Here is a 25,827-nt window from a genome sequence, read left to right on the forward strand (position 1 = left end):
AAAATAAGACATACAATCGCCGGAACGTCTTCCGACCACAAGTCGCAAGCGCTTACAATGTAATCTTACGATAGTAATTGAAATTGGAATATGTGGTATTTTATGGTTTGCTGTGTTTTATTTAAAAATCCCTTGCTTTTGCGGCACTGAAAAGACCGCCAAGCAAGCTTGGCGGTCTAGAAGTAAATCAGTTTATAAATTGCAAGGATTCCAGCATGCGCTTCAGGATCGTAGCTGCTTGAGCCCTCGTCGCAAGCTCATTCGCAGCGAAGGTGTTATCCGAAATGCCTTGAATGAGACCCGCAGCCAGCGCTTGCGAGACTGCTGTCCTCGACCAGTCACCGATTTCCTTACGGTCGGCGAACCGATTCAATAATGTGTTGTCGACCTTGACTTCTTGGCCGCCAACTTTCATCGCCCGCATCATCATCGCTACCATCTGCTCACGGGTGATATTCGTATTCGGCATAAAGCTGCCGTCTTCGTAACCGTCGATTAATCCGGCTTTCTTTGCGGTGTCTACGGCTCCGGCGAACCAGTCGCTCGATTGTACATCGTTGAATCCACCCGTCTTCGCTTCAACCAACCCAAGGGAACGAACCAGCATCGCTGCGAATTCAGCCCTTGTAACCTGACTTTCCGGCACAAATCCGGTGTCAGTCTTACCGTCTACAATCCATTTGTTCGCCAACAGTTCGACATCCGCTTTCGCCCAATGTCCTTGCAAATCCGCAAATGATTTATTGGATTGGATGACGGTGTATGTGCTGTTGTGCGGCGAACGAATCGTAATTTCGGCAATACCGTTATTCGTTGTGATGAGTGACGGCACAAAGTGGATCTGATTGTTCGCATCAACCCAGACCGCCGTTACCTTGCTCGGGTCAACGGTCATTGTGCCCAGACGTATCGTACGATTGACATAAACGCCACCGAAATCTGTTATTTCTGTCCCATTGACCGAAACCGCAAATGCGATAGGGTTCGAAATTAATTGTTCCGAGTTCAAGCTAGTCACCGCTGCTTCAACTTCATCTCCCGTTTTACCGGATAATTTCGAAATTGTGATGCTTACGGTTGAATCTTTGGGAATGTTCGTAAACAGACTGGCTGGCAACTCATAGTTTACGCCATTCGCTTGAATCTGAATAACTGCGCTGCTTTGATTGCCGATCGCATTCCGAATTGCATTGCCCGGCAGTCCCACGTTCACAGTGGAATCACTGCCTCTCACATCGATCTTGACGATTGGATTTGCCAATGCGCTCTCCAGCTTAGCCGCATCCACAATGATGTTCGTTACCATTACTCCATCGCTCGTTGTTTCTTTCGTTACTTTCGCATCTTTCTCCAGATCGATGTCGCCGTTATGAGTGGTTGAACCCGAAACAGGCGGTGTTATGTTGCCAGGGGTCGTTCCCTGACCCGGATTGGAGTTGGAAGATGAATCATCATGCCAGGTTCTGAAACTGACTATCGGTCCGTAATCGCTCCGGATTCCATCCGAGTCAACCGCCTGGATCGTAAATGAATATTGTTTATCCGGCGTCAAGCCTGTTAATGAATACGTGAGCACATTGCCTGCCGACGCATATTCCGTATACACGTCGCCAATTTTGCTATAAATCGTATAGCTGGCTATTCCTCTACTTGCTTCCGCTGCAGTCCATTGTAACGTCGCCGTTCTTTCTCCCACATTAGTAACGGTCAAACTGGCTTGACTTGGCCATGCAGGCGGTGTAACCGTACCTGATCCTGTGACCGTAACCGTTGCCTCCCCCTTCAAGGAAGTACCCGAGACCGTACCCAATACATGGAATGTACCTGCCGATGCATATTGAGAGGCATCGATGGTATCCCAAGTTACATCCAGCTGTTGGACCGAGTTATCGCTGTAAACCGCTGTGACGACCGTCGGCAATACAGGCTCCGTTCCAGCTGTGGTCAGGATGCTAACCGGCATAATGCTCACAAGGTAACGCTCTGGTATGTCCGCATTCGTAACTGTAATGTTGGCCAGTGCCTTAAGCATTGAGCCAATAACAGTTCCTTGCACGTTGAAGCTGCCTACGGAAGCATATTGGGATGCGTCGATGTGATCCCAAGTTACACCCAGCTGTTGCGACGAGTTGTCACTGTAAACCGCTGTAATTACCGCCGGCAATTCAGGCGCTATTCCTGTCTTGGTCATGATGTTGATCTGTGAAATGCTCACAATAACAGGGACTTCTGAATCAATAACCGTAACTGTACTCTCGGCGGTAAATCTGCCAATTGTTGCGGTGATCATCGCTTGGCCTGCCCCTACGCCCGTAACTGTGCCTTGCTCGTCAACCGTTGCAACAGCAGGATTGCTTGATTGCCAGGTTACTGTCTTATTCGTTGCATGAGCCGGCAATACGAATGCTACTAATTGCTCGGATGCGCCTTGGTTGATGGTCAAGCTGCTCTTGTTCAGTGCTAATGACTCCACAAAAATCGGTTGACCCGCACTATCCAGTGGCACAAGTTGAATAAAGGAGAATGTAGCAGTTCGACCGCTGCCTGTCGCCCCCGTCACCGTAAACTTGAACGCATGGTCGCCAGCCGTTGCAAAGGCGATCTGGCCAAGATCCTGAATCGGATAGGACTGTGCAGTTGCATACTCGTCTACCGGATTGCCTTGGTTCACACCGTCAACGGATAACTGCAAAGTTGCACGATTATTGTTGGTTTTGTAGCCAAACAGCACCTGATTTGTGCCTGCCGGGATGTCGCTCAGCGTGAATGTCACATCATCGCCCACCGCTGTAGTCCCGTTCAGCTGCGCATATCCCGTCACACTTGCAGGCCATTCTGCCTGGGATCCGGCACCACTGGCGCTAGATAATGGCACAGATGAATTTTTCGTATACGGATTATTCTGCAGTGGGAATGTCACTGGCTCCCCGCCAGGCAAAACAAATAATAAAGTATACGTTTTTTGGACGTTCTCATCACGATTGCTGACTACTGAAATCGTTACTGGATCCGTCTTGTAATTAGCAGGATATACGATTTCTTTCACAGTGAAACCTTGAGCCGCTTCCGCTGTTACGGACGGCAATGTAGCCATCGTTGGATTCAGATTGTACCTGTAGCTGGTCTCATCCGGCGAGAATCCCGGGATGTCCATGCCGCCCACCTTCAAGTTGATCAGTTTCGGACCATTGTCCGGTTGAACTTGCGCATCAGCCAGTAAGGACGGCGCTGAGATCATAGACTTGCGAGAATACGGGTCTGTTCCCTTCGACTTTACGGCGACTTTGGATATATCGATCACATTGCTCGGCAACGTATAGCTTGTGGTACCTGTCGGTAAGTCAGCAAGTAACACCGTGCCATTGTAAACCGTAAAACCTTGGCTTGCAGGATTGGCATCCCAGCTTACCATTTTAGTTGAGCCACTGGTTTCAACCTTAAGATTCTGCGGAGAAGTCGGTGCATTAAACACTTGAACTTGTGTCAGGCGCGGAGGGCCTGTCAAATCCGTGCCTGTATTGCCGCCGGATGCATTCTCTACCGTTACTTTGATATATCTGGCATGATACGTCTTGCCGAGATCAATCGGATAGGAGCTGTCCGCCGAATCGGCGCCTCCGTTCGTATTGCCTGTCGCAAACGTGTAGCCGTCATCCGTGCGTTTATCGACCTGGGTAAAGGTCATGGCGTCAAACTCAGCCGCCGAAGCATGGTTTCCGGCATCAGCGGATACATAGACGGTTGCGCCTTTTAACCGAGTGGATTGTGCAAAAAGTCTAATTTGGCTGAAATCCATGGCCTGGCCAAGATCGATGACGAAACTGCCTTTTCTCGCTCCGTCAGTGCCCAACCATGAATAATTGCCAATTTGGCTCAGACTGGTAACGTTGGTTACAGGCCACTTGGTCGGATCTTGCAGCACGCCGTTCGTCAGTTTGTTGGCATTGCCGTATCCATTTGCCCCGGCAGCTTCCAGTTGGATCGCGTTGGCGCCTGTTGCAGGACCTACGTTATACGCTTTTTTATTCAGTGCGAGGTTTACAGCCGACACCCCTGTCGCCACCTTGCTGATGGTGATGTCGGAAAGCTGAAGCTCAGCGTCATAGGCAGAATTTGTGCCACCATTGGAGCTGCGGTAAATCCCCCACTTCGGACGCAAATACTGATCGAAAGTAGCTGGATACTCAGACTCAAAAGTAGTACTTTTTTGCGGTCTTCTCCATAAGTCCTTTACCCCGTCAGTTGCGCCAGAGTTCGTAAACACTTGATACACATCCGGGCTGTCGTAGGTGTATACTTTACCGGTTACAGTATCCGTGATTTTAATCGTCAGCCATCCGGTATCTGAAATGAGCGCATTCAGCTCCACTTTAATCCAGTGGCCGTCGATTTCCTTTAACGGAATTGTCAACAGGTTCTTATCGCCATCGAATCGGTTATGATTCACAACAAGGTTCCTGGTGGTCGTTCCGGAAATCGACATTGCGAGAATATAGGCACCGTTCTCATCGCTGGTGTTACCGTCCGGCAACGTATTGGTTGCTTGGGCATTCGTCGCTTTCAATTGGAAAATATGCCGGAAGCCCGATTGATTCCACTGGTTGCCATCAGGAATATTCCACATCCATCCATAGTTCACCAGATCGCCTTCATAGGCGGTAAAGTCATGGGTCGAATCTTCGCTTGGGCGAATTTCAACTCGCTGTCTGTCATTGATAGCTGCACCACCAACAACATAACCTAAATCCCGGTCAAAAACCCCCTTGTGGCCGTACTCCCCATCGCGAACCTTATCCGCAAATTCATTATTTACACCTCTGCCGTATTCAAACACTTTGAACACATTTTTTTGCAGGATGCTGTCCCACACGCTCTGGACATGGTCGTCGGCCGCAGTCGCCCGGGGCTGATCGCCGTAAAATTCGTGGTAAGCGTCTCTGATCCGCTTAGTTACGCCTTCTACCGGTTCATCGGTACCCATGGCTCCACCCAAAACGTTATACGGCGATACACCTTCAATCGCGTTCATCTTAATCGTCTTGTCATTCATGCCATAACCACGAGCTGTTACGTCCAAGGCATAGATGGACGGGTCACCGTTGTTGAAATTAAACGCAAATTCGTTTGTGCCTAGTGGCAGCTTGGCAAGATACGCGAGTGTAAATGTAACCGTGCCACCGGATAACGTGTAATCCACATTCGGACGAAGCGAAGTAGCGCCTTTGGTGATGCTCGCGAGCGTCTGCCCGTTAGCAAGGCTAATGCTCGTAGATTTGGGTGCAACCTGATCCCATGTACTGTAGGTATCCTTAGCAGGTACCAACGCTGTCGTATTCGTTGCTGGTGTTTTACCGTAAATTTTCAAGCCGGACAGCCCCATCATCGCGTTGTTATCATCCATGCGATTATCCCGTGGGCCAACCAGCACCATGTTCACCATCACATAACGGGCTGTAAACGGGTAAAGGAATGTCTTGTTGTCATAACCCCAGTTTTGTCCGTTGTAAGTGACATAAGACCACATGCCTTCCGTCTCCGTACCGCCGGCGAGTGACCAGCCATGTGCCTTCCAGTCATAATTGTCGGCCGCATCCGAAGGCGTGGGAGCACTTGCCCAAGACGCAGGATTATTGGAGTAATAGATCTCAAATCTTTTCGCATTCTTTTGAATATTCGCGATCGTATTAGGAATTTCAAGATGCAGTTTATCAATCGTTTTGGGCTCGCCTAAGTCAAGGGTTAAGGCCAGTGAAGATGGCGAATAGTTGCTCTTATAGGCATTTGAACTTAGATTACGCCAATAACCGCTGCCCGCCGATCGTAAAGCATCTACGCCTGAATGGTCAGAAGCTTCCGAGCTTACCTTGAGATTAACACCCGCTTGCGGTGTGAAACGAGTTGGATCCAGTAAGTTGACAGAACCTGTTGCCGTTGGAATATCCGCAGCATCCATGACCGTAACCGTGCAAGTTTTACTCAAGCTTCCAATGGTTACAGTGATCACGGCCGTACCTGCCTTTTTACCTGTTACAAGTCCATTTTGATTAACAGTTGCCACGGAAGCATCGCTGGATGTCCAAGTTAACGTCTTATTCGGTGCTTCATCAGGCGATGCTTCGGCTTGAAGCTCTTCTGTTTTGTCAATCGCAAGATTCAAGCTGCTCTTGTTGAGGGACAAGGAACTTACCAGAATCAAATCATCTGGAGAAGTAAACGTTATGTTATACGTCGTTTCAGCAAGAACGCCTGAAGGATCTGATACCGTAATCGTGAGCGGGTTATTCCGATAGTCAATCGGATATACTATTTTCGCTTCCATGCCTGCAGGTGCAACCGCTTCCACGTTAGGCAATGATAATGCACTGCTGGAAAGGGTATGCGTATAACTGGTTTGACTTGGCTTGAAGTCAGCTAAGCTGGTTCCGTCTACTTTCAGGTCTTCCAGTGTGGCCCTTGATCCGGAAGGTTCTCCGAAAATCCTGAATTCATTGGATTTGATTGAGCCCGCCGTATCCGATAGGGTGACATCTGATACAAGAAGTACGTATTGGGCTGCTACCGGCTCAGCTAAAGTGATAGTAGCCTTTTCATTATTCGAGAGCGCGGTCGCTTTCCCCGCCCCAGGAATTAGCATCCAGGAAGCGCCATTTGCGGTCTGAAGCGGTTTTCTCGTTGCATTCGAAGTCTCGTTGACGGTCCCACCTCCAACAAGCTCATTATAGGCAGCCGCATTATTGGTAGCATACACTTGATAATTCTTCAAGTAGCTGCTGTTGCTCGTCCATTCAACTTGAATTTTACTAATATCGATCTGTTTTCCCAATTGAACAGCCGCCCAGTATTGATAACCAGATTGATTAGCAGGTGTTTTGGTCAGAGAGCTGTTAGCCTGCCAAGCGGTGGATGAATCGTCATCGATAAATAAACCTCTGCTGCCCCCGCTTTCAGAAACGGCCTTGATTGCAGCCCCTGGCGCTGACGCCCAGTTTTTATATTCTGAAAGACTAACCGTGATGTAAGGCTTAATCCCTTTGCTGTTTGTAAAACCTGCGCCGTTAAATGCGCCTTCAACCTTATAGGTCCCCATGCTGTCTGGATTGTAGCCCGCCGAGCTCCATGTGACGTTCACCTTTTCTGTCTTGCCCGTACTCATGGTTACATCGAGCTGTGTAGGCAAAGCTAAACGATTAAACGCAGTGCCCTTGGAAGCTGTAATTGCTTCCGGCCTTGCCCATGCTACAACATCCTTTGCTTGTACATTAGGATTCCAGCCATTAGGGAAAATATAGCTGTTATCGTCCCTCTTAATTAAATACACATCCGCAATATACATGGTTGCAGCCTGGAATTCATCGGCATAGTCCGCATCTCCTGCACCATTGTACATTCCACGGTAAAGTCCCCATTTGGAACGGTTTTGCTGACCTGCTTCAGCCGGCAGATCGACTCTTTCTTTTCTGCCGGTAATCGGATCTGCCACTTGCGGACGTCTGTAGGTTTCGGCTGTCATACCGCCATCGAACAGTACTTCATTTGACCCCAAGTCAACAACCTTTCCGTAAACATAGCCGTTATCGGCTGTTAGAATCGTGACTTCGATATCTATCCAGCGATCAGCAATCTTGTCAAATGGAATCGTGAACAATGGCTTTATTCTGTCGGCATAGTCGCCATCTGGATTATTTCTGAATTCCAGTTGACCTTTGTCACCGCTTGAAACCAGCGTAAGGGTGGTTACCGGCTGGCCGTTTGCGTTGCCAGCTGCATCTTTCAACTGGAAGATGTGCCAAAACCTATGGGGATTAATAAAATTCCCAGCCTGATAATGAGCCGTATCCTGCTGGAACTTTAAAGTCTCCGACGGAAGCATAAGTCTCCAGTGATGGGTCATAATTTCGCCGCCAACGCTATTGGCATCGCTATTGGATGCGCTGGTGTTTGTTTTAATCTCCAGCCTCTGACGGTCGCTGTTCACTGCTCCGCGATCGCCGTCGTCCCTGCCCACACCGCCTGGGGTCGTGAAAGGCAGGAATTCGTGATACCGCAAAATGTCAGAGCCCAGTTTATCGGTGCCTGGCATATTGGCAATCCCGTATTTGGCAAGCGATTGCGAATCATTTTTGCCGATGGTCTGCAAATACATATTGTCGCCCAGCCAGGATTCAGGAACTGAAGAAGCCACAGGGTAGTCTCCTGAACGATCATAAACGGATTCCGTCCACGACTTTCCGCTGTAAGATGAGGCGCTGCCTGGGCCTTCTATGGATCCCGTACCGCTGCCACTGCCAATTCTGGATGCACCAATCACATCCCAGGCGGACTCACCAGCCTGAATATTGAGCGGTGAATATTTGTCGTTAGGTCCTACGGTAGCTGTTAAAGGAGGAATCGCACTATCTACAGTAACCGTAATGGTATATTTTCGACTGTTATTGCTGTTATTCTTATCAGCCACTTTCAAATAATACAACGTGCTTCCGTTTGATGAGAATTGATCCATTTTGGCATCGCCTTTGTTAATACCGCTAGCAGCAAAAGAGATCGTCGATGTTTCGTTGCTTCTGTAAAGTGTCGCCGAAGCACCCGGATTTGTTGTTATATTCAGCATTTGGTATAGGGTGCCGAAGGGCAGTGAAATATCAATCGTTGCAAGATTAAGATCAACGACTGCTTTTACCGGCTTGTTCACTTGTACATCAAGAATACCCAAGTCGTCCCCTGGCGCTGCGTAAACCGTCGATGCCAAAGTGAAAGACTGGGTGATAAGTGAAAGCACAAGTGCAAATGCCAAGACTAAGCTTACCAATTTGGTTAGAGCTTTATACCTATTCATCGTAAGCCTCCTTATATGCTAAAAATAAGCTGCCAAATTCGTGTTCTTAGCGTGCTATTCACTTCCTCCTCCTTTCCAAAGGGAAGCTGCTCAATGCATTCGTTCCACTACATCTGTATGCGCTTGCAAACAATGAATGTCATTATCATATGACGATTGCTCTGCCATGCGTATGAAGAAATTTACGATGCTATGTTGTTTTTTAAGATGACCGCAACAACGACTCCCCTCCACAAACTGAAAACCCGCTCCTTGACTGCTCAAGCGGGTTTCCGATTTCATACCTATACACTGCTCCTGTAATCCGATGGTGAATATCCTGTATATTTTCTAAACATTGACTAAAATACTGGGGATTACTATAACCTACTTGATCCGCAATCTCATTAAGACTTCAAATCGCTCATACGAAGCAATATAGTAAAAGGCTGATTTGAATAGCAAGCAGGCGAACCTGTGCCAAGGAGACGAACTTACACTCGATGACACTTTCCCCAATTTTCCCCAAAATAACGTACCTCTTTTTCCAACCCCAGCTTTACCTTCAAAACGAGTTCTTTCTCTAATCCTCCCAAAATAATTTCTTCGGGATTTGCCGGCGCCAGCCAGTGTCTCCAAACGTGAGCACTCGGTTCGTTCCAATGATATGTCTAAATTCCAAAGCTGCTTTGGCCATCTCGATAAGAGCGGCAAATATGTTGCGGATTAGCATATATGAATCCGATCCCTACCATTACGGACGACGGACGACGATTTCGTTATCTTCCGAATCGAAGACAAGCCCCTCATAGTTAGCCAGCATCGTTTCCTCGGCTACATCTTTTCCAAAAAGCGTTGACGAAGCAACGGCATGCCTTCGATGGCCTTTTTCTTCATTTCCAGCTCATACTGCAGCTCCACCTGAGCTCTCTTGGCCGCATCCAGCAGTTGCTTGCCATCAACCGGTTTGAGCACTAATCCCCCGCTTACAGCAGCCGCTGTAAGCGTAAAATCGTAAACCGGTTGCGCACGAACAGCGCATCCTGCAGCGCTGGCTCCACGCCCAGCTGGTCAGGCGCTACTGGCCCCTGCACCGCCGCGAGCCACGCAGCAAGCTGCTCCGGCGGCGGAACCGCCCTGGCGATGCGCTGCACATCGCCCCATTGCATCGCGATGCGCGCTTGCAGCGCACGCAAACCTTTTACCCAACCATTCATTTAACAACTCACTCATATCACTCATCTCCTAACCTGTACGTACAAGTTATTCTTCCTCCTATTTTAGCCTAAGCTATGCTATAATGAAAGCCATTCTAATAGACTTTTCGCACGAAAAGAGGAGACAATCCCTCATGCCGATCCAATCCGAAACGAAGCTGTATGCACCGATTAAACACTTCTTCGAACAACGAGGCTATACTGTCCGCGGAGAAGTGAAACATTGTGACTTAGTAGCGATACGCGGCGATGAACCGCCCCTAATAGTTGAATTAAAGAAGAGCTTTAATATCCCGCTCCTCGTTCAAGGCATTGATCGGTTACGGCTTACGCAAGACGTCTATGTCGCGTTCGAGCTTCCCAATAAAGGAAAAGCCCCCCACCGTTTACAATGGGAGGATATTCGTCGACTTTGCCGCATGCTGGGACTTGGTGTTCTGACAGTCCAATTCTACAAACGCAAACAACCCACAGTCGATCTCGTCTGTGAGCCTACTCCTTATACATTACGTCATAACAAAAGAGCTTCCGGCAAGTTAATGACGGAATTTCATGAGCGCAGCGGGGACTACAATGTCGGAGGTAGTTCTCAGCAGAAGCTTATGACTGCTTACCGTGAGAAATCCCTACATTGTGCCTATTTGATGCAGCAGCACGGTCCTCTCAGTCCGCGCAAACTGCGTGAAATGACCAGTAACATGAATGTGAGCTCACTTCTGCAGCAAAACTACTATCGTTGGTTCATCCGCCAAAGCCGCGGTATCTACCATCTTACCCCGGGGGGCGAGAAAGCCTTACTCGAGTATGCTCACGTAGTTACTGCTTTCCCGAGCGTAACGATCCCATCGTCTTTACCTTGATTATCTATATAGATTGGACCAATTGAACCAAAGTTTCTACGTTATGATAATAGAGTTGTGCCATCACCTTACTAGCCTTCAGAATCGGATTTAGAGAAAAATAAAGTTATCTCACAACGCTATTTACAATAATTAAGCGATTATCAGCCTTATTTATTCCGAATAGAGTTGTGGGATCATCTTAATTCTCGAAATGACCGGATATAGTGGTATACTCTCCTACCGCCTATCGCTTCATCACTTCCCCCTCATCAACTAGGACCGAATTACAACGCGATGAACGTTCGCCTCTTCGCTCATTCTTAGCAACGCCTTGTTGATCCAAATGGCCGCTTGTGAGCCTTCACCCATCGCAATCGTCACTTGCTCCGCATGAACGCCGATATCACCAGCTGCCCAGACGAATGGAACACTTGTCATCTTACTGCGCGGATCGGTCATCACATGTCGATTCTCCATGCGTTCTGCACCAAGCTGACGAGCGAGGTCCGATTTCACTTCATTCCCACCGAAGGCAATAAACCCCCGCTCCGCATGAAGACGAGTGCCATCTCGAAGCACGACTCCCTTGAACTGCCCTGGTGTGTCGACAACAACCTCTGCAAGATCTTCCGTCAAATAGGTAATCCCTTTGTTTTTCATTTCCATAAGGAGCTCACTTCCCACAGCCCGATGCTGGTGATTCACATAAGTCATTTGCTCGGTTCGATGACGAAGCTTAATCGCCATTGCTGCTCCTGCATCACCAGAGCCCATCACAATTGTATGGCGATCCTTGATCTCATATCCATCACAATCGGGGCACACGTATACGGTCAATCCTAAGCATTCCTTCAGGTTCGGGAGTTCAGGCATCCGATCTATTAAACCTGTTGCCAGCAGAAGCGTCCTCGCTTCATAGCCCCGGCCGCTTTTTCCCCATAGTTCGAAGCCGTCACCGATTCTTCCTTTGGCGACAGCTTGGACGATTTCATCCTGGACAAAAGCTACTCCTAGCCGCTCAGCTTGCAGCCTGCCAACGCGTCGCAGCTCATCCCCCGATACCCCATCTGGCCAACCTAGTATATTATGATAGCTTTTGCATAGTGTGGATCGGCCGTAACCTGCGTCAACCACAAGTACCTTATGCTCATATCTCCCTAATTGAATCGCCGCTTGAAGCCCAGCAATGCCTCCTCCGACGATCAGAATATCTACTTTCTCCATATGCACAATTCCCCTCTTCTCCAATTCACTACCATCTAGGATAACCGAATTCTGGGGGAATCATCCTTTTAGCAGTTGAATAAGACAAATGTCTGCATCGTCCTCTTGGTCGGTAACCTTTCTCAAGAGCCGGCTTTGGGGTAAATTAACGGGATTTTTCCATCTATTTCCGAGTAGAATCAACCTTTAGCGAGTTTAACTGGATTTCCTACATCTAATTTTACTCAAAATGCCCCGTTTGACGGAATTGGTCTGAAATAACGGGAGGAAATCCAGTTATTTGGGAAAAAACGATGATTTCGCTTGAATTAGCTGCAGACAATCCAGTTATTCGCTTCGCCTGGCCAGAATCTCCTCTGGTTTCCCCGATGCGTGTGCTACACGAGCACCCCTATCGGTTCTTAATCGACCAAATCAAGCCAAACTGCGTCAAAGCGGCTAACAGTAGAATCCATGGAATAAGTCCGCCATCCAAATCACTCCCGAAGGTAATGAGAATGAGAATGGAAATAACCCGCCCCACATTCAAGAAAAATTCCCGAACAACCACGCTTTCTACCTTCAATTCTCCCTTAAGAGGTAGTCTAGCGATGAGACTGTAGTAGAACCCTGTCATCGTATTCCCTTGCAGTGGTGCGAAGATCGAGTATAGAATCATAAAACCGACCACAGACCATACATTTAAGCTTCCCAAAATACACGAGATACCCACAAGATAACCCACCGTCGAAATCGTCAAATACAGCCTAGCCCTGCCCGCGTTTGCATACTTGGAAATAAAGATCCCCATAACGATACTTAGACTCGAATAGAGCACGCCGAGATAGCCGACTAAATCTTCGCGCGGCAGTACTTTGAATAGGAGAATGTTCGGTAGAAACAACATCGTGCCCTGCAGCAAGCCCATACCGAAGAAGCCAAGCAGCGCTTTCAACCACTCTTGTTTTTTCTTCATAATAAGCCCGGTGTATTTCAAATAATACACACGATGATGCCCGCCTGATGCTTTAATTTTCAGTGAAATAATCGCGGCTAATAAGAACATTAAGAAAGCAATGGAGAAGACAATCGTGTATCCGCTTAAGCCTTCCTTCATTCGAATAATGAATCCTGCAAGTGCTGGCCCGGCAAGCGTAGCCGCTGTGAAGAACATCATATTGAAAGCGAGATAGCGTATCCGGTTCTGCTCCGTCGACACATCATACATCAGGGTCAAATAGCCCACCCAGTAGAACGCACCAGCAAGTCCATTGAATACGGCAAAAAGCACATAATAATCAACCAACCGCTCCCCAGCAATACTCACACTTAAATAGAAGAGACCAATCAATATGATACCTAGCCGGTATGCGACCATACGATCCTTCTTCTTAATCATATACCCGCCAATGGCGAACCCTATCGGTGTTAAAATGTACACGATCATACTGTAGGTTCCATTCACGACAACACTATGCGTTAACCGCCACAAATATAAATTTAAAAACACCCCTGACATGGAAGCTCCGAATTGAAAAATGGAATGAATAAGCAACGAAATGACAGCTTCGCGTGATAATCTTTTCTCAAATGGAAGCGCATTCCCTCTGCTCTGCAGCCAAGCTCTGATAGTTAAATTCATGGTAAACCCCCAGTCCTCTTCATTGTAACAGCCATTATTATATCTGTTAAACGGCAAAAAGCCCCAGCATTGGAGCTGAGGCTTCATGTACGTCTAGATTCGGGTTACTTCTTAAGGCTATCCCATGTTTTCTGGAATTCTTCCAGCATTTGATCCTTCGTATACTTCTTCGCAACATAACCTTGCATAATATCGCCGAACTTCTTGCTGGATGCTTCTCCACCAGGGAATTTGAACCAGTTCCAGCTCAATGTTTTACCGGCTTTGCTGTATGCGATAATGTCTGCTGCTAATGGTCCGAGTACTTTCTCGTCAGCAGGAATGGTTTTGAAAGCAGGGATAAACTTGAATTCGTCTGTGATATACTTCTTACCGATATCCGAGCTAACCATCCAGTTCAGGAATTTCTTAGCTTCGTCTTTAACTGCAGAGTTTTTGTTAACAACCCAGTTATTCGGTACGCCTACGAACAATTTGTCGTTCGCTGCTGCGTCATCGCTGATCGGCATTGGCAAGAAACCAATTTTGATGTCTGGGTTTGTTTTGGTAATTTGAACTTGTGTCCAGTTACCTTGTTGCGTCATGGCCGCTTTACCCGTTGCGAAATCCGTAACTTGTGTGTTGTAGTCCGTTTGTAGAGGGTTTTTGTTACCATATTGCAATTGCAGGTCGAACAATTTCGCCCATTGGTTGAACACTTCGTTACCTGTAATTTTCGCTGTACCTTTGTTTAGGCCATCGATGAACGCATTCGGATCCTTCTGGTAAGCAAATGGAAGGTTCACGAAATGGTTACCAAGTACCCACCACTCTGCATAGCCAGTTTCAAAAGGAGTAATTCCCGCATCTTTCAACTTTTTAGCTGCTGCTTCTAATTGAGAGAACGTTTTTGGAAGCTCTGTGATGCCTGCTTTGGCGAATAGATCTTTATTGTATTGGAAGCCGTATCCTTCAAGGTTAAGTGGTTGACCGTATAGTTTTCCACCCTTTGTCATTGGCTCTTTCGCAACATCGACAAGATCTTTCACCCAAGGTTGATCGGATAGATCTTCCAAGTTATCGATCCATTTATCAAGATCCGTGAAACCACCGTTGTTGAAGATGTCCGGTTTGTCGCCTGCGTTAAACTTCGCAAGAAGCGCTGCACCGTAATCTGCTCCACCGCCGACAGTGTCGACTTGGATTTTCACATTCGGATTCAACTTCTGATATTCTTGCACCATTTTACCAAGCTGATCTGCGATCTCTACTTTAAATTGGAACATTTTAATGGTAACTGGCTTGCCGCTAGCAGCAGGCGTTGTTGTTGCAGTTGATGCACCTGTCGTTGGAGCAGGACTTGCTGTCTCTTCTTTTTTCCCGCAACCAGCTGCTAGTACGGATAAAGATAATACTGCTGCTACTGAAACCATCGTTAATTTTTTCATGTAGGTAGTGCCTCCCTTTAACTTGTATCTTCATGTGATCTCGCTTACTTGCTCTTGCCTTGCTTCCTTACATGATTCATTGTAAACACTTACATCCTGGCTTAACACCGAGTATATTGAACATAAAGGTGGAATATCTTGCACATATTTGCAATTATGTCATCCTTTTACTGAACCCGCTGTAATCCCTTCTACGATGTGTTTCTGTAAGAACAAGAAGAAAATGACGATCGGCAATACGCTGAGTGTTAGCCCTGCAAGCGCCAAATCCCATTGTTTCGTATATTGTCCAAAGAAGGAGAAAGTAGCAAGCGGAATAGTCCGCAGCTCTGGGTTACCTAATACGAGAGATGGAAGCAGATAGTCATTCCAAATCCATAAGCTGTTCAAAATGATGATGGTAATCGACATCGGCTTCAGCAGTGGAAATACAATTTTCCAAAAGACACCGTATGCTGAGCTGCCATCAACTTTGGCTGACTCCTCAATTTCCAGTGGAATGGATTTGATGAAGCCATGATACAAGAACACATTTAAGGAAACGCCAAATCCATAATAACACGCAACTAATCCTAGCTTGCTATCCATGAAACCCACTTGGCTTGCAACACGTACTAACGGAATCATGATTGACTGAAATGGAATTACCATCGCTGCAACGAATGCTAAGAAAACAAGGTTATTGAATCGACTTGCCTTTCTCACCATGCGATAAGCTGCCATAGAAGAGATGACCACGAGTCCTACATTGGCCAAAACGGTAATGAATAAGGAGTTGAAGAACGCTTTAGGAAACTTCATAATGCTCCAAACCTTGGTGTAGTTATCCAAGTAAAGAGAGCTTGGCAATTTGGCTGTATTTGCTGCTAATTCGGGAAACGTCTTTAAGGAATTTGCAATAACAAAGTAAAACGGAATGAGGAACAGTAAGGCAACTAGTATGCCTAGAACTTCAAGGGCGAACAATCGACCTGTATACTTTTTGACAGTAGCCATTAGACCTCAACCTCCTTGCGCTTGGTGTACATCACTTGGACGGTTGAAATGATGGCAACCACGATGAAGAATACGAGCGCTTTGGCCGTACCTAGACCATACCGATTATTACGGAATGCTTCTTGATAAATATTGATGGACACCGACTCTGTGGAATTGAACGGTCCGCCCTTGGTTAAGGAGAAGTTCAAGTCAAAGATTTTGAATGACCACGAGATCGTCAAGAACAGGCACACAGTGACGGCTGGCATGATGAGCGGCACGATGATGCTTCTTAGTACTTGCAAACGGGATGCGCCATCAATGTAAGCTGCTTCCAGCATATCCTTTGGAACATTCGACAAGGCAGCTATGTAAATAATCATGAGATATCCAGCACCCTGCCACACACTAACGATAACGATTGCCCAGAAAGCTGTCGGTGAATCACCTAACCAAGGCAGTTCGAAGAAACCGATACCCGTAAGATCTCCTAGGGTTGCAAACCCTTTGACAAAGATAAACTGCCAGATAAAACCGAGCAATAACCCACCAATGACGTTGGGCATAAAAAAGATTGTACGCAATACATTTCTCGTTTTCAGCGATTGTGTGAGCAGTAAAGCGAGTAGGAAGCCAACAAGGTTCGTCAGAATCACGTTCGTCACAGTCAAGCGTGATGTAAAGTTAAAAGCATTGCGATAATCCTTATCATGGAAAAGGATTTGCTTGAAATTCTCAAGACCATTGAAGGTTACTTTGGTTGTTACGCCATTCCATTCGGTAAACGAGTAATAGATGCTCATCAGAAATGGAACCAAAACCACGATGCCAAAAAAGACTAACGCAGGCCCGATAAATACCCATTGCTGAAGCCATCCGGAAAGCATTCTTTTTGTTTTCATTGGGAAGTCCCCCTTACCATTCTGCTACTATACCCCAAGTATAGAGTGCCGCAGTACCCCACAACACAGACGATCGTGACCCATTAGGTGGAATTTGTTGACCTCTCCTGCTACAATGTAGGGGAAAATCCCATTATAGAAACCGAGATGATGATGTCTGATACGCCACAGTATTCGTAATAAATTGATCTTATTTCTACTGATTGCTACTCTCGTGCCTTTCCTTACCTCCCTTGGCGTCTCCTATTTCTTCACCAAACAGAAGGTGACAGAAGATACATTGACCAACAATTCCGCTCTGCTTTCACAAGGTAAAACGAATCTCGTGAACTATCTGGATGGAGTGGTTCAAGCCTCCTCTACCATATACACAGGCAGGAATATTGCTGAGCTCGGCCAATTTTATGAGATCATTCAAACGCAGCCCGAGATTAACTATCAGAGCGATAAAGTGATCAAGAGTGGTCTACAGGTCATGTCACATTCGGTTAAAGAAATCAAGCAAATTTACCTGTATGCCTCCGTTAGCAACAGTTCTTTTCTTACCCACAATGACATTCAAGTCAGCACGGTTGGTAAATATGAGGGACTGAAGCCGTTCCCTGCGGGCAAGCTTGTGTATTTCGAAATCAAGCATCAGAACAATTTGTATGGCATGTCACTCTCTGCCTATTCTCCCCCATCGCCAGTTATTTCTATGCACCGCAACGTCATGTACTCGCCTAGTAATCAATCGATTGGTGAGCTTATTATTGATTTGAATTTGGACCTCGTTTCAGATATTTCGCAAGGCCTATTCACTCATGATCAAGAGGAACTCTACATATTAGATGAAACGGGACGTATCGTATTCGGTCCAGATCCAAGTAAATGGGGACTTCAATTAGACGATCATTGGGGAGAGGAAGCCGTTCACAGTACCCTTGACAAGGGCAGCTATGAATGGTCGAAAGGTGCTTTTGCCGGGATTAATATGTATGAGAAAATGCGTACAGACTATCTCAATTGGACGATTGTTAAGCGGCTTCCGTATGAGCAGCTCACCAAGAACGCACGCCAGTTGACTTTCATTAACGCCCTTATCCTTTCGTTCTCCATGTTGATTGTCATGGCAGGTACCGTCTATATTAGCATACGTTTTACAGCTCCGATTAAACAACTGATTCGTTACATCACACGTATTCAAACGGGCCAGTCTGGACTCGGCGATCATCAGAGCGACATTGAGTTAACGAGAACTGATGAGATGGGGATACTCGCCAATCGCTTCCATGGACTTATGCAAGATTTGAATCACATGGTGATGCGCGAATATCGGTTAGAGCTAGCGAATAAATCGAATCAACTTATGGCGCTGCAAGCGCAGATTAATCCGCATTTTCTGAATAATGCCCTGCAATCAATCGGGACATTGGCTCTTCAGCATGAAGCCCCTAAGATTTATACACTTATTAATTCATTAGCTAAAATGATGCATTACAGCATGAACACGAACGAATCTGTCGTTCCTCTTCGCAAAGAAATTGATCATATTAAAGCGTATTTGGAGCTGCAGAAGCAGCGTTTTGAACATCAATTTGATATTGTTTATGAGATTGAAGAAGGAACTGGAACCATCTCTATTCCTAAAATGATTCTTCAACCGCTTGTCGAAAATTATTTCAAGCATGGTTTTAAACCTAGCTATTCGCAAGAGGTCGGTCTGTTGCGCATCGAATCAGAGAAGTTGGCTACCTCAGAAGGAGACTTTTTGAAGCTCACTGTGGCGGATAATGGAATCGGGATAACAGACCAACGACTTCATGAAGTCCGTAGTCGACTGAAAGCCTCATCCGCCTCCGATGATTCCTCTATCGGTTTACGCAACGTCCTGACGCGCATCCAGCTCTATTTCAATGATAATGCCACTTTGGAGATAGACCATGTCCATCCCCAAGGCGTGCGGATCGTTATCCATATTCCGATGAAAAAGGGAGTTACCCCAAATGAAAGTACTACTCGTTGATGATGAGAAACACGTGCGCGATGCCATCCGATTACTCGTGAATTGGAAGCACTATGGGATCGATACCATACTAGAAGCGTCTGATGGGGAAGCTGCGACAGCATTGGTTAGCAAGGAGCATCCCGAGATTATTATGACCGACATGATGATGCCCATCATGAACGGCGTCAAGCTGCTGGAATGGCTGCATCGCCATGCGCCTGATGCTAAGACCATCGTCATCAGCGGTCACGACGACTTCTCGTTATTGCGGCACACCGTGAAGTATGGTGGAACCGATTATATTTTGAAACCGATTGATCCCGATCAATTAAATGAAGCTTTGGACAAAGCGATTCAAACTTGGCTCAAGGATGAGGAGATGCGACATGCCAATCGGGAACTGAATATCGAGGTCAACCAATTCAAACCTATTTACTGGGATAAGCTGCTTTCCGCATTAATTGCCGAACCTGGTACCTACGAGCCCGTAGCTGACCAGTTGGAGCGTGAACTTCGCCTATCCAGAAGCGTTGCAACCTGCCGCGTTGCTATTCTGTCCTTAGACACGATGGAAGCTAGTATCAAAAATAAATTCAGCCAAAATATCGATCTTCTCCTCTTTTCACTGATCAATATTTGCAATGAATTTCTTGTTCCACATAAGCGCGGCTTTGCCTTCAGGCACTTGCATAATCCGAATGAAATTGTGCTCTTCTTATGGTCGGCGCCATCCCAGGCTGAAGAACTGTTGGCAACGATTAATGATGGTATTCGTACCGCGTTACATGCCCGCGTAGATTTCGGGATTGGCAGCTCCCATAACTTTCCTAGTCAATTGAAGCTATCCTATCAAGAAGCGCGAGATGCCTTGCGGCAGCGTAACCTGACTACCAAAGAAACGTGGATACATACCAACTGGCTGCCGAGCAAGGGATCCCAGTCAACGCTCACGTTCCACCAATTTGAGGAGCAAATCCATCTCGCGCTGCGCAGCGGAAATGTCGAGCAGATTCAAGATATCGTGCAGGTCTGGATGGATGCCATCAAGAGCTGTGATGTCATTACGCCCGCGCAGCTTGAACATTGGTGGGGCGAATATCGGGTGATGATGCGTCGCTGGACCCAGCAATTGATACCGGGTAGCCGTGAGGAAGACATACAGTCACTACTTCTTGAGGATAATGCAGCCTCAATTATTACGCTGGATGAGAAAGGCCTATTGTCCCTTTCCCTCTGGCAGCAAGAGTTGACTCGCAGCCTCATTCAAGTTTCCAAGCTCCATTTGGAGAGTCAACACAAAGATAACAATGTGATTTTCGAAATCGCTAGCTTTCTAGAGAAGCATTATCATGAGGATATTTCACTTGCGGATATCGCAAGTCGTTTCTATCTCAGCCGTGAGTATATCTCCCGCAAATTCAAACAGGAGTTTACCGTCAACCTCTCTGATTATTTAGGACAAATTCGGATGAGCAAGGCCAAGGTGCTGCTTTGCAATCCCAATCTTCGCATTTCCCAAGTTGCTGAGATGGTTGGTTATCAGGATGAGAAGTACTTTAGTAAAGTATTCAAAAAAATGTCGGGTATGACCCCCGGAGAATATCGAAAAACAGCGAATTCTATCTAAACTTCCGAGAAAATAATGGAATATGCTATACTAGTCGTAAGAGGTGATTTTCATGAGTATGCCCATTGAGAACGCAACGGCGAATTCTTTTCCCCGGACGTCGAAAGCAACCAGGGTCAAGAAGAAAACGTATGTCTTCCTATTCGTGGGTTGGGTCATGCTGATCGCAGTCGGAGTAACAGCTACGATGATGTACACTGAACATCTACGGCAACAAATATCAACCGATATCGCACAGCAAACCCAGCAGCAATTACAAGTTATTCAACAAGATTATCAGAAGCAAGTCTCTCAATTGAACGACAGTGTGTCCTCCGATATGAAGGCTTTGCAGGCCAAAGTAGATTCATTGAATGAATTACTGGCATTCACCAAAGATAGCGCTAACAGCAAGACCGATAACAGTAATCAACTGTATACACAGCTCGCTGACGTCAAGAAGAAATTGGATGAGCTGACCAAGAATCTGGATGTGTTGAAATAATGACAGCGAGTACGATTCAGCAAATCAATCGTGTTATGTTGCTGGCCTGCGCACCCTTTCTAGGTATGCTGATTTGGTTGCTCTTCGTCTCCCTGGATATTTCTATCCCAGTTAAGTCGCCGGCCGCTTCAACACCGATCAGTCTAACGCAAGAGACGACCACGTTAAACACCCTGTTGACGCAGGCGAATTCGGATGCGGTCCAGACGAAAACTATTATTCAGCAATATTTCCAGCTGTATGAGAAGAGCACGGCAGAAGTAACCGCCATGCTCCAGAGCGCAGCTTCCCAAGTCGCCAAACCCGGACTTATCTATGATGCACGAATTACAGCTAAGCTTGGCAGTCCGATTCGCCAAGCCACATCAGGCAATATCGATATACAGTTGTTCGCTTTGAATGAAAAACATTATTCAGGTTATGCTCTTAAAGTAAACCTCAAGAGTGATAAAGCGATCAAGCTCGTATTGGGAAATGATAAGCTAGGCTCAAGTGAAACGACTTTAGCCGCAGCTTCGCGCTATGGGGCTGTTGTTGGCATTAACGCTGGCGGCTTCGCGGACGATAATCGCGGCAAACGCTATCCCCTCGACACGACTGTGATGAATGGAAAATATCTCAACGGCTTCTTCCCTACCAACAATGACACAGCCTTTATCGGTTTGAACAAGGACCGCAAGTTAATCGGCGGCAAGTTCAGCTCGCAGTCGGAGCTCGACAAGCTAAACCCGCTGATGGGTACGACCTTCGTTCCTGTTCTGATGAAAAACGGCAGCAAGACATCCATTCCGTATCAGTGGCAAAGCTCGCCAGCACGCGCAGCGCGAACCGTTATGGCTAATTACAAGCATGACCAGCTCTTATTCCTAGTCACAGATGGCTACGACGAGAGCGGTAATTCAGGAGCTACGCTTGCTGAACTGCAAGACAAGTTGGGGCAACTAGGTGTTGTGGATGCTTATAACTTGGATGGCGGTGGCTCAACTACGCTTGTCTGGGGTGGCAGCGTCATTAACCGCCCATCGGATGGTAGACTCCGACCGCTTGCTACGAACTTCTTGTTTTTCAAATGACCCAAATTATTCACACAATTTTCGTTTCTTTTTTGGGGATGGTTGGGTATAATAAGCCTTAACTATGTACTTTAGTGTTCTTTAACCGTATAGGAAACGCTTACGAGGTTAGTTTTCTATCGGAAACTTTTAGGAGGTGCAGCAATGTTCGGTTTATCCACCACATTTTGGCTCGTTAATTCCGTTTTTCTATTATTCATCGTCGCTATGTTGACGGCTTCCTATAACGAGGACAAAACAAAAGGCCTTTAATAGCCAAGAAAAAAGCATCGTCTTCTCCATTTGGAGAGGACGATGCTTTTTCTTTTTTTTAACTACTAGGCTCTCGCCTTAAGCAGGTTCATTTCAGTTACGCAAACGCCGCAAATATAACGTTCTTTGAATTCACTGACACTTTCCATGCTACCGCAGAACACACATTTCGGACGATATCTCTCGAGAATGATATGGTCTCCCTGTACTAGAATTTCGACAGGATCTCCCTCATTCATTTGGTATCGCTTACGTAACGATTTGGGTAATACGATTCGTCCCAATTGATCGACTTTACGTACGACTCCAGCTGGCTTCATCATAGGACTTCACCTCTCTTTTCCCAGACGTCTTCTACAATTCCGGCAATTTCAGATCGACTAACATTATAATATCGAGCTTACGGATATTATTCGCCGTGAATAATGAAACTCCTTCTGTGAATCCCGCAAAATCTTTCTTTTCTTGTCATGCCTGTCTGTTAATTACCAATATTTGTAGGTCTGTAGTCTCCCTACTCTAGACCTACAAATCCCGTTTGACGTAATCCTTCATATAGAATAATGGCCACAGAGTTAGAAAGATTCAATGATCTTACGCTATCTGACATGGGCAACCGAATTAAAGTATCCGGATGCTGACGCAGCAGTTCCTCTGGCAGCCCTTTGGTCTCTTTACCAAACACGAAGAAATCGCCATCTTGGAAGGCAAAATCAGAGTAACGTAGGCTTGCTTTCGTCGACGCAAAGAAGAATCTATGACCTTCGTACGCTGCCATCACTTCATCGAAAGAATCGTGATAATCAATTTTGACTGAATGCCAATAATCTAAGCCAGCACGTTTCAGCGTCTTATCATCGGTGTCAAAGCCAAGGGGTCTCACCAAATGAAGATGAGCACCTGTTGCCGCACAAGTGCGTGAAATATTTCCTGTGTTCGCAGGAATTTCGGGTTCTACTAATACAATATGAAAAGCCATCTCTATACATTCACCTCATTCTCTATCCTATTATACCCTGCGCCCGATTGCAATTTAACACTGGGTTAACTTTATCTTAATATCACGATGATAGAGGTACGTCATACTAGAGCTATCCTTCATTAAAAGGAGCCTTGCTAACAATGAAAAAGAAGATATTAATTGTTGATGACGAACCTTCCATCTCCATGCTCATTGAATTCAACCTGAAGCTTGCCGGCTTTGACGTACATTGCGTATTCGACGGTGAAGCTGTCTTCAGTGCGATTCAATCATTTCGTCCTGACCTCATCGTTCTCGATCTCATGCTGCCCAAAATGGACGGCTTACAAGTATGCCGCAAGTTGAGAAGCCAGAATAACCTCGTACCGATTATTATGTTAACGGCCATGCAAGATCTTACTGATAAAATAGCCGGACTCGACAATGGTGCGGATGATTACATGACGAAGCCTTTCTCACCGCTCGAGCTTGTCTCTCGCATTCAAGCGATTCATCGCCGCATTCAGACCTTGCCGTCTACGACAGAAGAAGCACCGATTGCAATCGGTCAAATCTCTGTCAAAGCCGAGCAACGGGAAGTAACAATGAATGGCGCACCAATCGAGTTGACACCGAAAGAATTCGAACTGCTACTTTTCCTCTGTAAACATCGTGGAAAAGTACTTAGTCGACAACAACTGCTTCACGGTGTGTGGGACTACCACTTCCTCGGGGACACCCGCATCGTTGACGTCCATATCTCTCATCTTCGTGACAAGATTGAGCAAAATGCACGTCACCCTGAATATATCATGACGATCCGTAACGTCGGATATAAATTGACTGAACCTGTCATTAAAGAGTCATACGCTTAAATATCAAGTCAGGTGCGACACCTTTCTTTGTTTGCACGGCTGTTGGTAACCTCCATGATGCCAACAAACAAAGAAAGGTGTTTTTGCCTTCAGCTATTACAAATTCCTGTTCCTCCCTTTGGTAGCCCATAAGAAATAGATCAAGAATACAAAGATCACCACAGCAATAAATCCAAACCCACCGAAAATGTCCATGTTGGCAGAAAAATAACCGAATCCCAACCCGATCATACTAAGCGCGGCATTCTCCCCCAGTGACTGATAAGAACCCAGCGTCGCTCGCATCGACGAGTCGATCCCATGATGCAGATATCCAGCGGTTAGCGGTTCCAATACCCCTGCCAACAAACATATAAAACCTATCACGGCTAGCCCGCTATAGTCTCTAACTAGGGAAATATACAGAAAACTAGTCGCTAACACCAGCATGGCACTGGTAAGCAAGTACTTGTAGCTAAGCCATCCTTTGACCCAGTAAGCCAGAAGATTACCAGGCAGACGGAGCACGAAAATGGCGGCAGAGAACATCCCGAAGTAGAAGACAGGAATGCCTAAGCGATCCAAGTAGGTCTGCCAGAACTCGTCAATAAAGCTAATGGCAGCACCCGTCACCATACCAGATAACAACACAAGTCTCACACCAGGATGATCGCGGAAAAAGCGCATCGAAACCGTCATATAAGTCCGAATGGGGATCGGCTGCTCATCCGTTCCGTTTCCATTGGCTACACGAGGTTCAACTAATGTGAGCGTGAGACACAGGGCAATCACCGCGCTCCCTAGCGATATCCAGTAATTCAGCTCAAAGTTAAAGCGGCTTGCCAGAAAGCTTCCGCAAAGCGCAGCAATCATGATTGAGACAATGTCTAGCGCATTAAGCCGACCTAGAATCTTCTCAAACGATTCCTCTTTCCCCTCTGATAAAAGAGAGTCATACAGTAGGGCTTGCTCTGCCCCGCTACTCGCGGAGTGTCCCACTGCCGCTAGAAATACGACAAGAGCAAAATGCCAGAATTCCGTCGCGAACACGAGAATGAGAAACTCGCAGCATCCCATGAGCGCCGCAACGATGAGCATGTGCTTTCTGCCCCATTTGTCAGCGATAATACCTGTGGGTACCTCTAATAAAACGATCGTAATTGCGAAAATAATCTCCGCATACACAACCATCTGAATGGTCATGCCCCGTTCTTCCCAATAGAGCCTCTCAATGACATACGCAGGAATGAGATGGGAGAAAAATTGAATCACATATAACTTCCGTATATTTACCATTAAACTCATGTTCAGAACCTCTTTCTTTTCGTAGATTGACGTGTTTCCAACCTAAGAAAGGAGGTGCTCGTGAACAGCAGCTAATTATGAAGGCTTAACAGGGAGGTCTTGTGTGTGGCATATCATCCACTCCTTTGTGGGAATCATTCTTCTTTCTCCATTTTACCATACAGACTAGTGCTCAAGAAGAATAGAGTAGGCCCATGCATAGTTGCATGGGCCTCTCACAGAACCGAACGTGCGGGTCATCGCATTCGGCTCCTCCAGCGC

At 46.5% G+C, this 25,827-nt stretch carries 18 protein-coding genes; 6 read left to right on the forward strand and 12 right to left on the reverse strand.

The window, feature by feature from the left end; translation table 11 throughout:
* Nucleotides 1-187: 187 nt before the first annotated feature.
* The 4 genes from A8708_RS04730 to A8708_RS04740 form a co-directional block, all read right to left on the reverse strand.
* Nucleotides 188-8,833 (reverse strand): Ig-like domain-containing protein, encoded by an 8,646-nt coding sequence (locus A8708_RS04730; RefSeq protein WP_068662364.1) that lies wholly within the window; start codon nucleotides 8,831-8,833, stop codon nucleotides 188-190.
* Nucleotides 8,834-9,395: 562 nt separating this feature from the next.
* On the reverse strand, nucleotides 9,396-9,545 hold the full coding sequence (locus tag A8708_RS36020; protein WP_204787464.1) for a hypothetical protein: 150 nt from the start codon (nucleotides 9,543-9,545) through the stop codon (nucleotides 9,396-9,398).
* A gap of 101 nt (nucleotides 9,546-9,646) precedes the next feature.
* Nucleotides 9,647-9,787, reverse strand: a complete 141-nt coding sequence (locus A8708_RS35235; protein ID WP_157264543.1) for a hypothetical protein — start codon at nucleotides 9,785-9,787, stop codon at nucleotides 9,647-9,649.
* A gap of 11 nt (nucleotides 9,788-9,798) precedes the next feature.
* Nucleotides 9,799-10,029 carry a hypothetical protein gene (locus A8708_RS04740; protein WP_068662366.1) on the reverse strand — a complete coding sequence of 77 codons (231 nt, stop codon included), beginning with the start codon at nucleotides 10,027-10,029 and terminating at the stop codon, nucleotides 9,799-9,801.
* 134 nt (nucleotides 10,030-10,163) lie between these two features.
* On the opposite strand from A8708_RS04740, the gene A8708_RS04745 reads away from it, so the two are divergent.
* The gene (locus A8708_RS04745) at nucleotides 10,164-10,889 is read left to right on the forward strand and encodes a DUF2161 domain-containing phosphodiesterase (RefSeq protein ID WP_068662367.1); all 726 of its coding nucleotides are present in this window, start codon (nucleotides 10,164-10,166) and stop codon (nucleotides 10,887-10,889) included.
* A gap of 255 nt (nucleotides 10,890-11,144) precedes the next feature.
* Here the strand turns inward: A8708_RS04745 and A8708_RS04750 are convergent, their stop codons facing one another.
* The 5 genes from A8708_RS04750 to A8708_RS04770 all read right to left on the reverse strand — a co-directional run bounded on the left by A8708_RS04750 (nucleotide 11,145) and on the right by A8708_RS04770 (nucleotide 17,023).
* Nucleotides 11,145-12,095, reverse strand: coding sequence for an NAD(P)/FAD-dependent oxidoreductase (locus A8708_RS04750; protein WP_068662368.1), 951 nt, complete (start codon nucleotides 12,093-12,095; stop codon nucleotides 11,145-11,147).
* 391 nt (nucleotides 12,096-12,486) lie between these two features.
* Nucleotides 12,487-13,716 carry an MFS transporter gene (locus A8708_RS04755; protein ID WP_068662369.1) on the reverse strand — a complete coding sequence of 410 codons (1,230 nt, stop codon included), beginning with the start codon at nucleotides 13,714-13,716 and terminating at the stop codon, nucleotides 12,487-12,489.
* 104 nt (nucleotides 13,717-13,820) lie between these two features.
* A complete protein-coding gene (locus A8708_RS04760; RefSeq protein ID WP_068662370.1) occupies nucleotides 13,821-15,143 on the reverse strand; it encodes an ABC transporter substrate-binding protein in 1,323 nt (440 codons plus the stop codon).
* Nucleotides 15,144-15,302: 159 nt separating this feature from the next.
* On the reverse strand, nucleotides 15,303-16,139 hold the full coding sequence (locus A8708_RS04765; RefSeq protein WP_068662371.1) for a carbohydrate ABC transporter permease: 837 nt from the start codon (nucleotides 16,137-16,139) through the stop codon (nucleotides 15,303-15,305).
* Nucleotides 16,139-17,023 carry a carbohydrate ABC transporter permease gene (locus tag A8708_RS04770; protein WP_068662372.1) on the reverse strand — a complete coding sequence of 295 codons (885 nt, stop codon included), beginning with the start codon at nucleotides 17,021-17,023 and terminating at the stop codon, nucleotides 16,139-16,141. The genes A8708_RS04765 and A8708_RS04770 overlap by 1 nt, the downstream gene beginning before the upstream one ends.
* A gap of 184 nt (nucleotides 17,024-17,207) precedes the next feature.
* Between A8708_RS04770 and A8708_RS04775 the strand changes: the two genes are divergently transcribed.
* The 4 genes from A8708_RS04775 to A8708_RS04790 are packed head-to-tail and all read left to right on the forward strand — an operon-like array spanning nucleotide 17,208 to nucleotide 22,194.
* The gene (locus A8708_RS04775) at nucleotides 17,208-19,028 is read left to right on the forward strand and encodes a cache domain-containing sensor histidine kinase (RefSeq protein ID WP_082927276.1); all 1,821 of its coding nucleotides are present in this window, start codon (nucleotides 17,208-17,210) and stop codon (nucleotides 19,026-19,028) included.
* The gene (locus A8708_RS04780; RefSeq protein ID WP_068662374.1) at nucleotides 19,009-20,637 is read left to right on the forward strand and encodes a response regulator; all 1,629 of its coding nucleotides are present in this window, start codon (nucleotides 19,009-19,011) and stop codon (nucleotides 20,635-20,637) included. The genes A8708_RS04775 and A8708_RS04780 overlap by 20 nt, the downstream gene beginning before the upstream one ends.
* Before the next feature lie 52 nt (nucleotides 20,638-20,689).
* On the forward strand, nucleotides 20,690-21,121 hold the full coding sequence (locus A8708_RS04785) for a hypothetical protein (RefSeq protein ID WP_068662375.1): 432 nt from the start codon (nucleotides 20,690-20,692) through the stop codon (nucleotides 21,119-21,121).
* Nucleotides 21,121-22,194 carry a phosphodiester glycosidase family protein gene (locus tag A8708_RS04790; RefSeq protein WP_068662376.1) on the forward strand — a complete coding sequence of 358 codons (1,074 nt, stop codon included), beginning with the start codon at nucleotides 21,121-21,123 and terminating at the stop codon, nucleotides 22,192-22,194. Before A8708_RS04785 ends, A8708_RS04790 begins: the two co-directional genes overlap by 1 nt.
* 317 nt (nucleotides 22,195-22,511) lie before the next feature.
* On the opposite strand, the gene A8708_RS04795 is transcribed toward A8708_RS04790, so the two are convergent.
* On the reverse strand, nucleotides 22,512-22,766 hold the full coding sequence (locus A8708_RS04795; RefSeq protein WP_056624765.1) for an AbrB/MazE/SpoVT family DNA-binding domain-containing protein: 255 nt from the start codon (nucleotides 22,764-22,766) through the stop codon (nucleotides 22,512-22,514).
* A 194-nt stretch (nucleotides 22,767-22,960) separates the two neighbouring features.
* Nucleotides 22,961-23,425, reverse strand: coding sequence for a tRNA (uridine(34)/cytosine(34)/5-carboxymethylaminomethyluridine(34)-2'-O)-methyltransferase TrmL (gene trmL / locus A8708_RS04800; protein WP_068662377.1), 465 nt, complete (start codon nucleotides 23,423-23,425; stop codon nucleotides 22,961-22,963).
* A gap of 143 nt (nucleotides 23,426-23,568) precedes the next feature.
* On the opposite strand from trmL, the gene A8708_RS04805 reads away from it, so the two are divergent.
* On the forward strand, nucleotides 23,569-24,282 hold the full coding sequence (locus A8708_RS04805) for a response regulator transcription factor (protein ID WP_068662378.1): 714 nt from the start codon (nucleotides 23,569-23,571) through the stop codon (nucleotides 24,280-24,282).
* Nucleotides 24,283-24,378: 96 nt separating this feature from the next.
* Here A8708_RS04805 and A8708_RS04810 read toward each other — a convergent pair whose 3' ends face one another.
* Complete coding sequence (locus tag A8708_RS04810; protein ID WP_068662379.1) at nucleotides 24,379-25,566, reverse strand: MFS transporter; 1,188 nt, start codon at nucleotides 25,564-25,566, stop codon at nucleotides 24,379-24,381.
* Nucleotides 25,567-25,827: the final 261 nt, after the last annotated feature.

Origin of the sequence: Paenibacillus oryzisoli (genome assembly GCF_001653565.1) — a bacterium.
Taxonomy (GTDB): Bacteria; Bacillota; Bacilli; order Paenibacillales; family NBRC-103111; genus Paenibacillus_E; species Paenibacillus_E oryzisoli.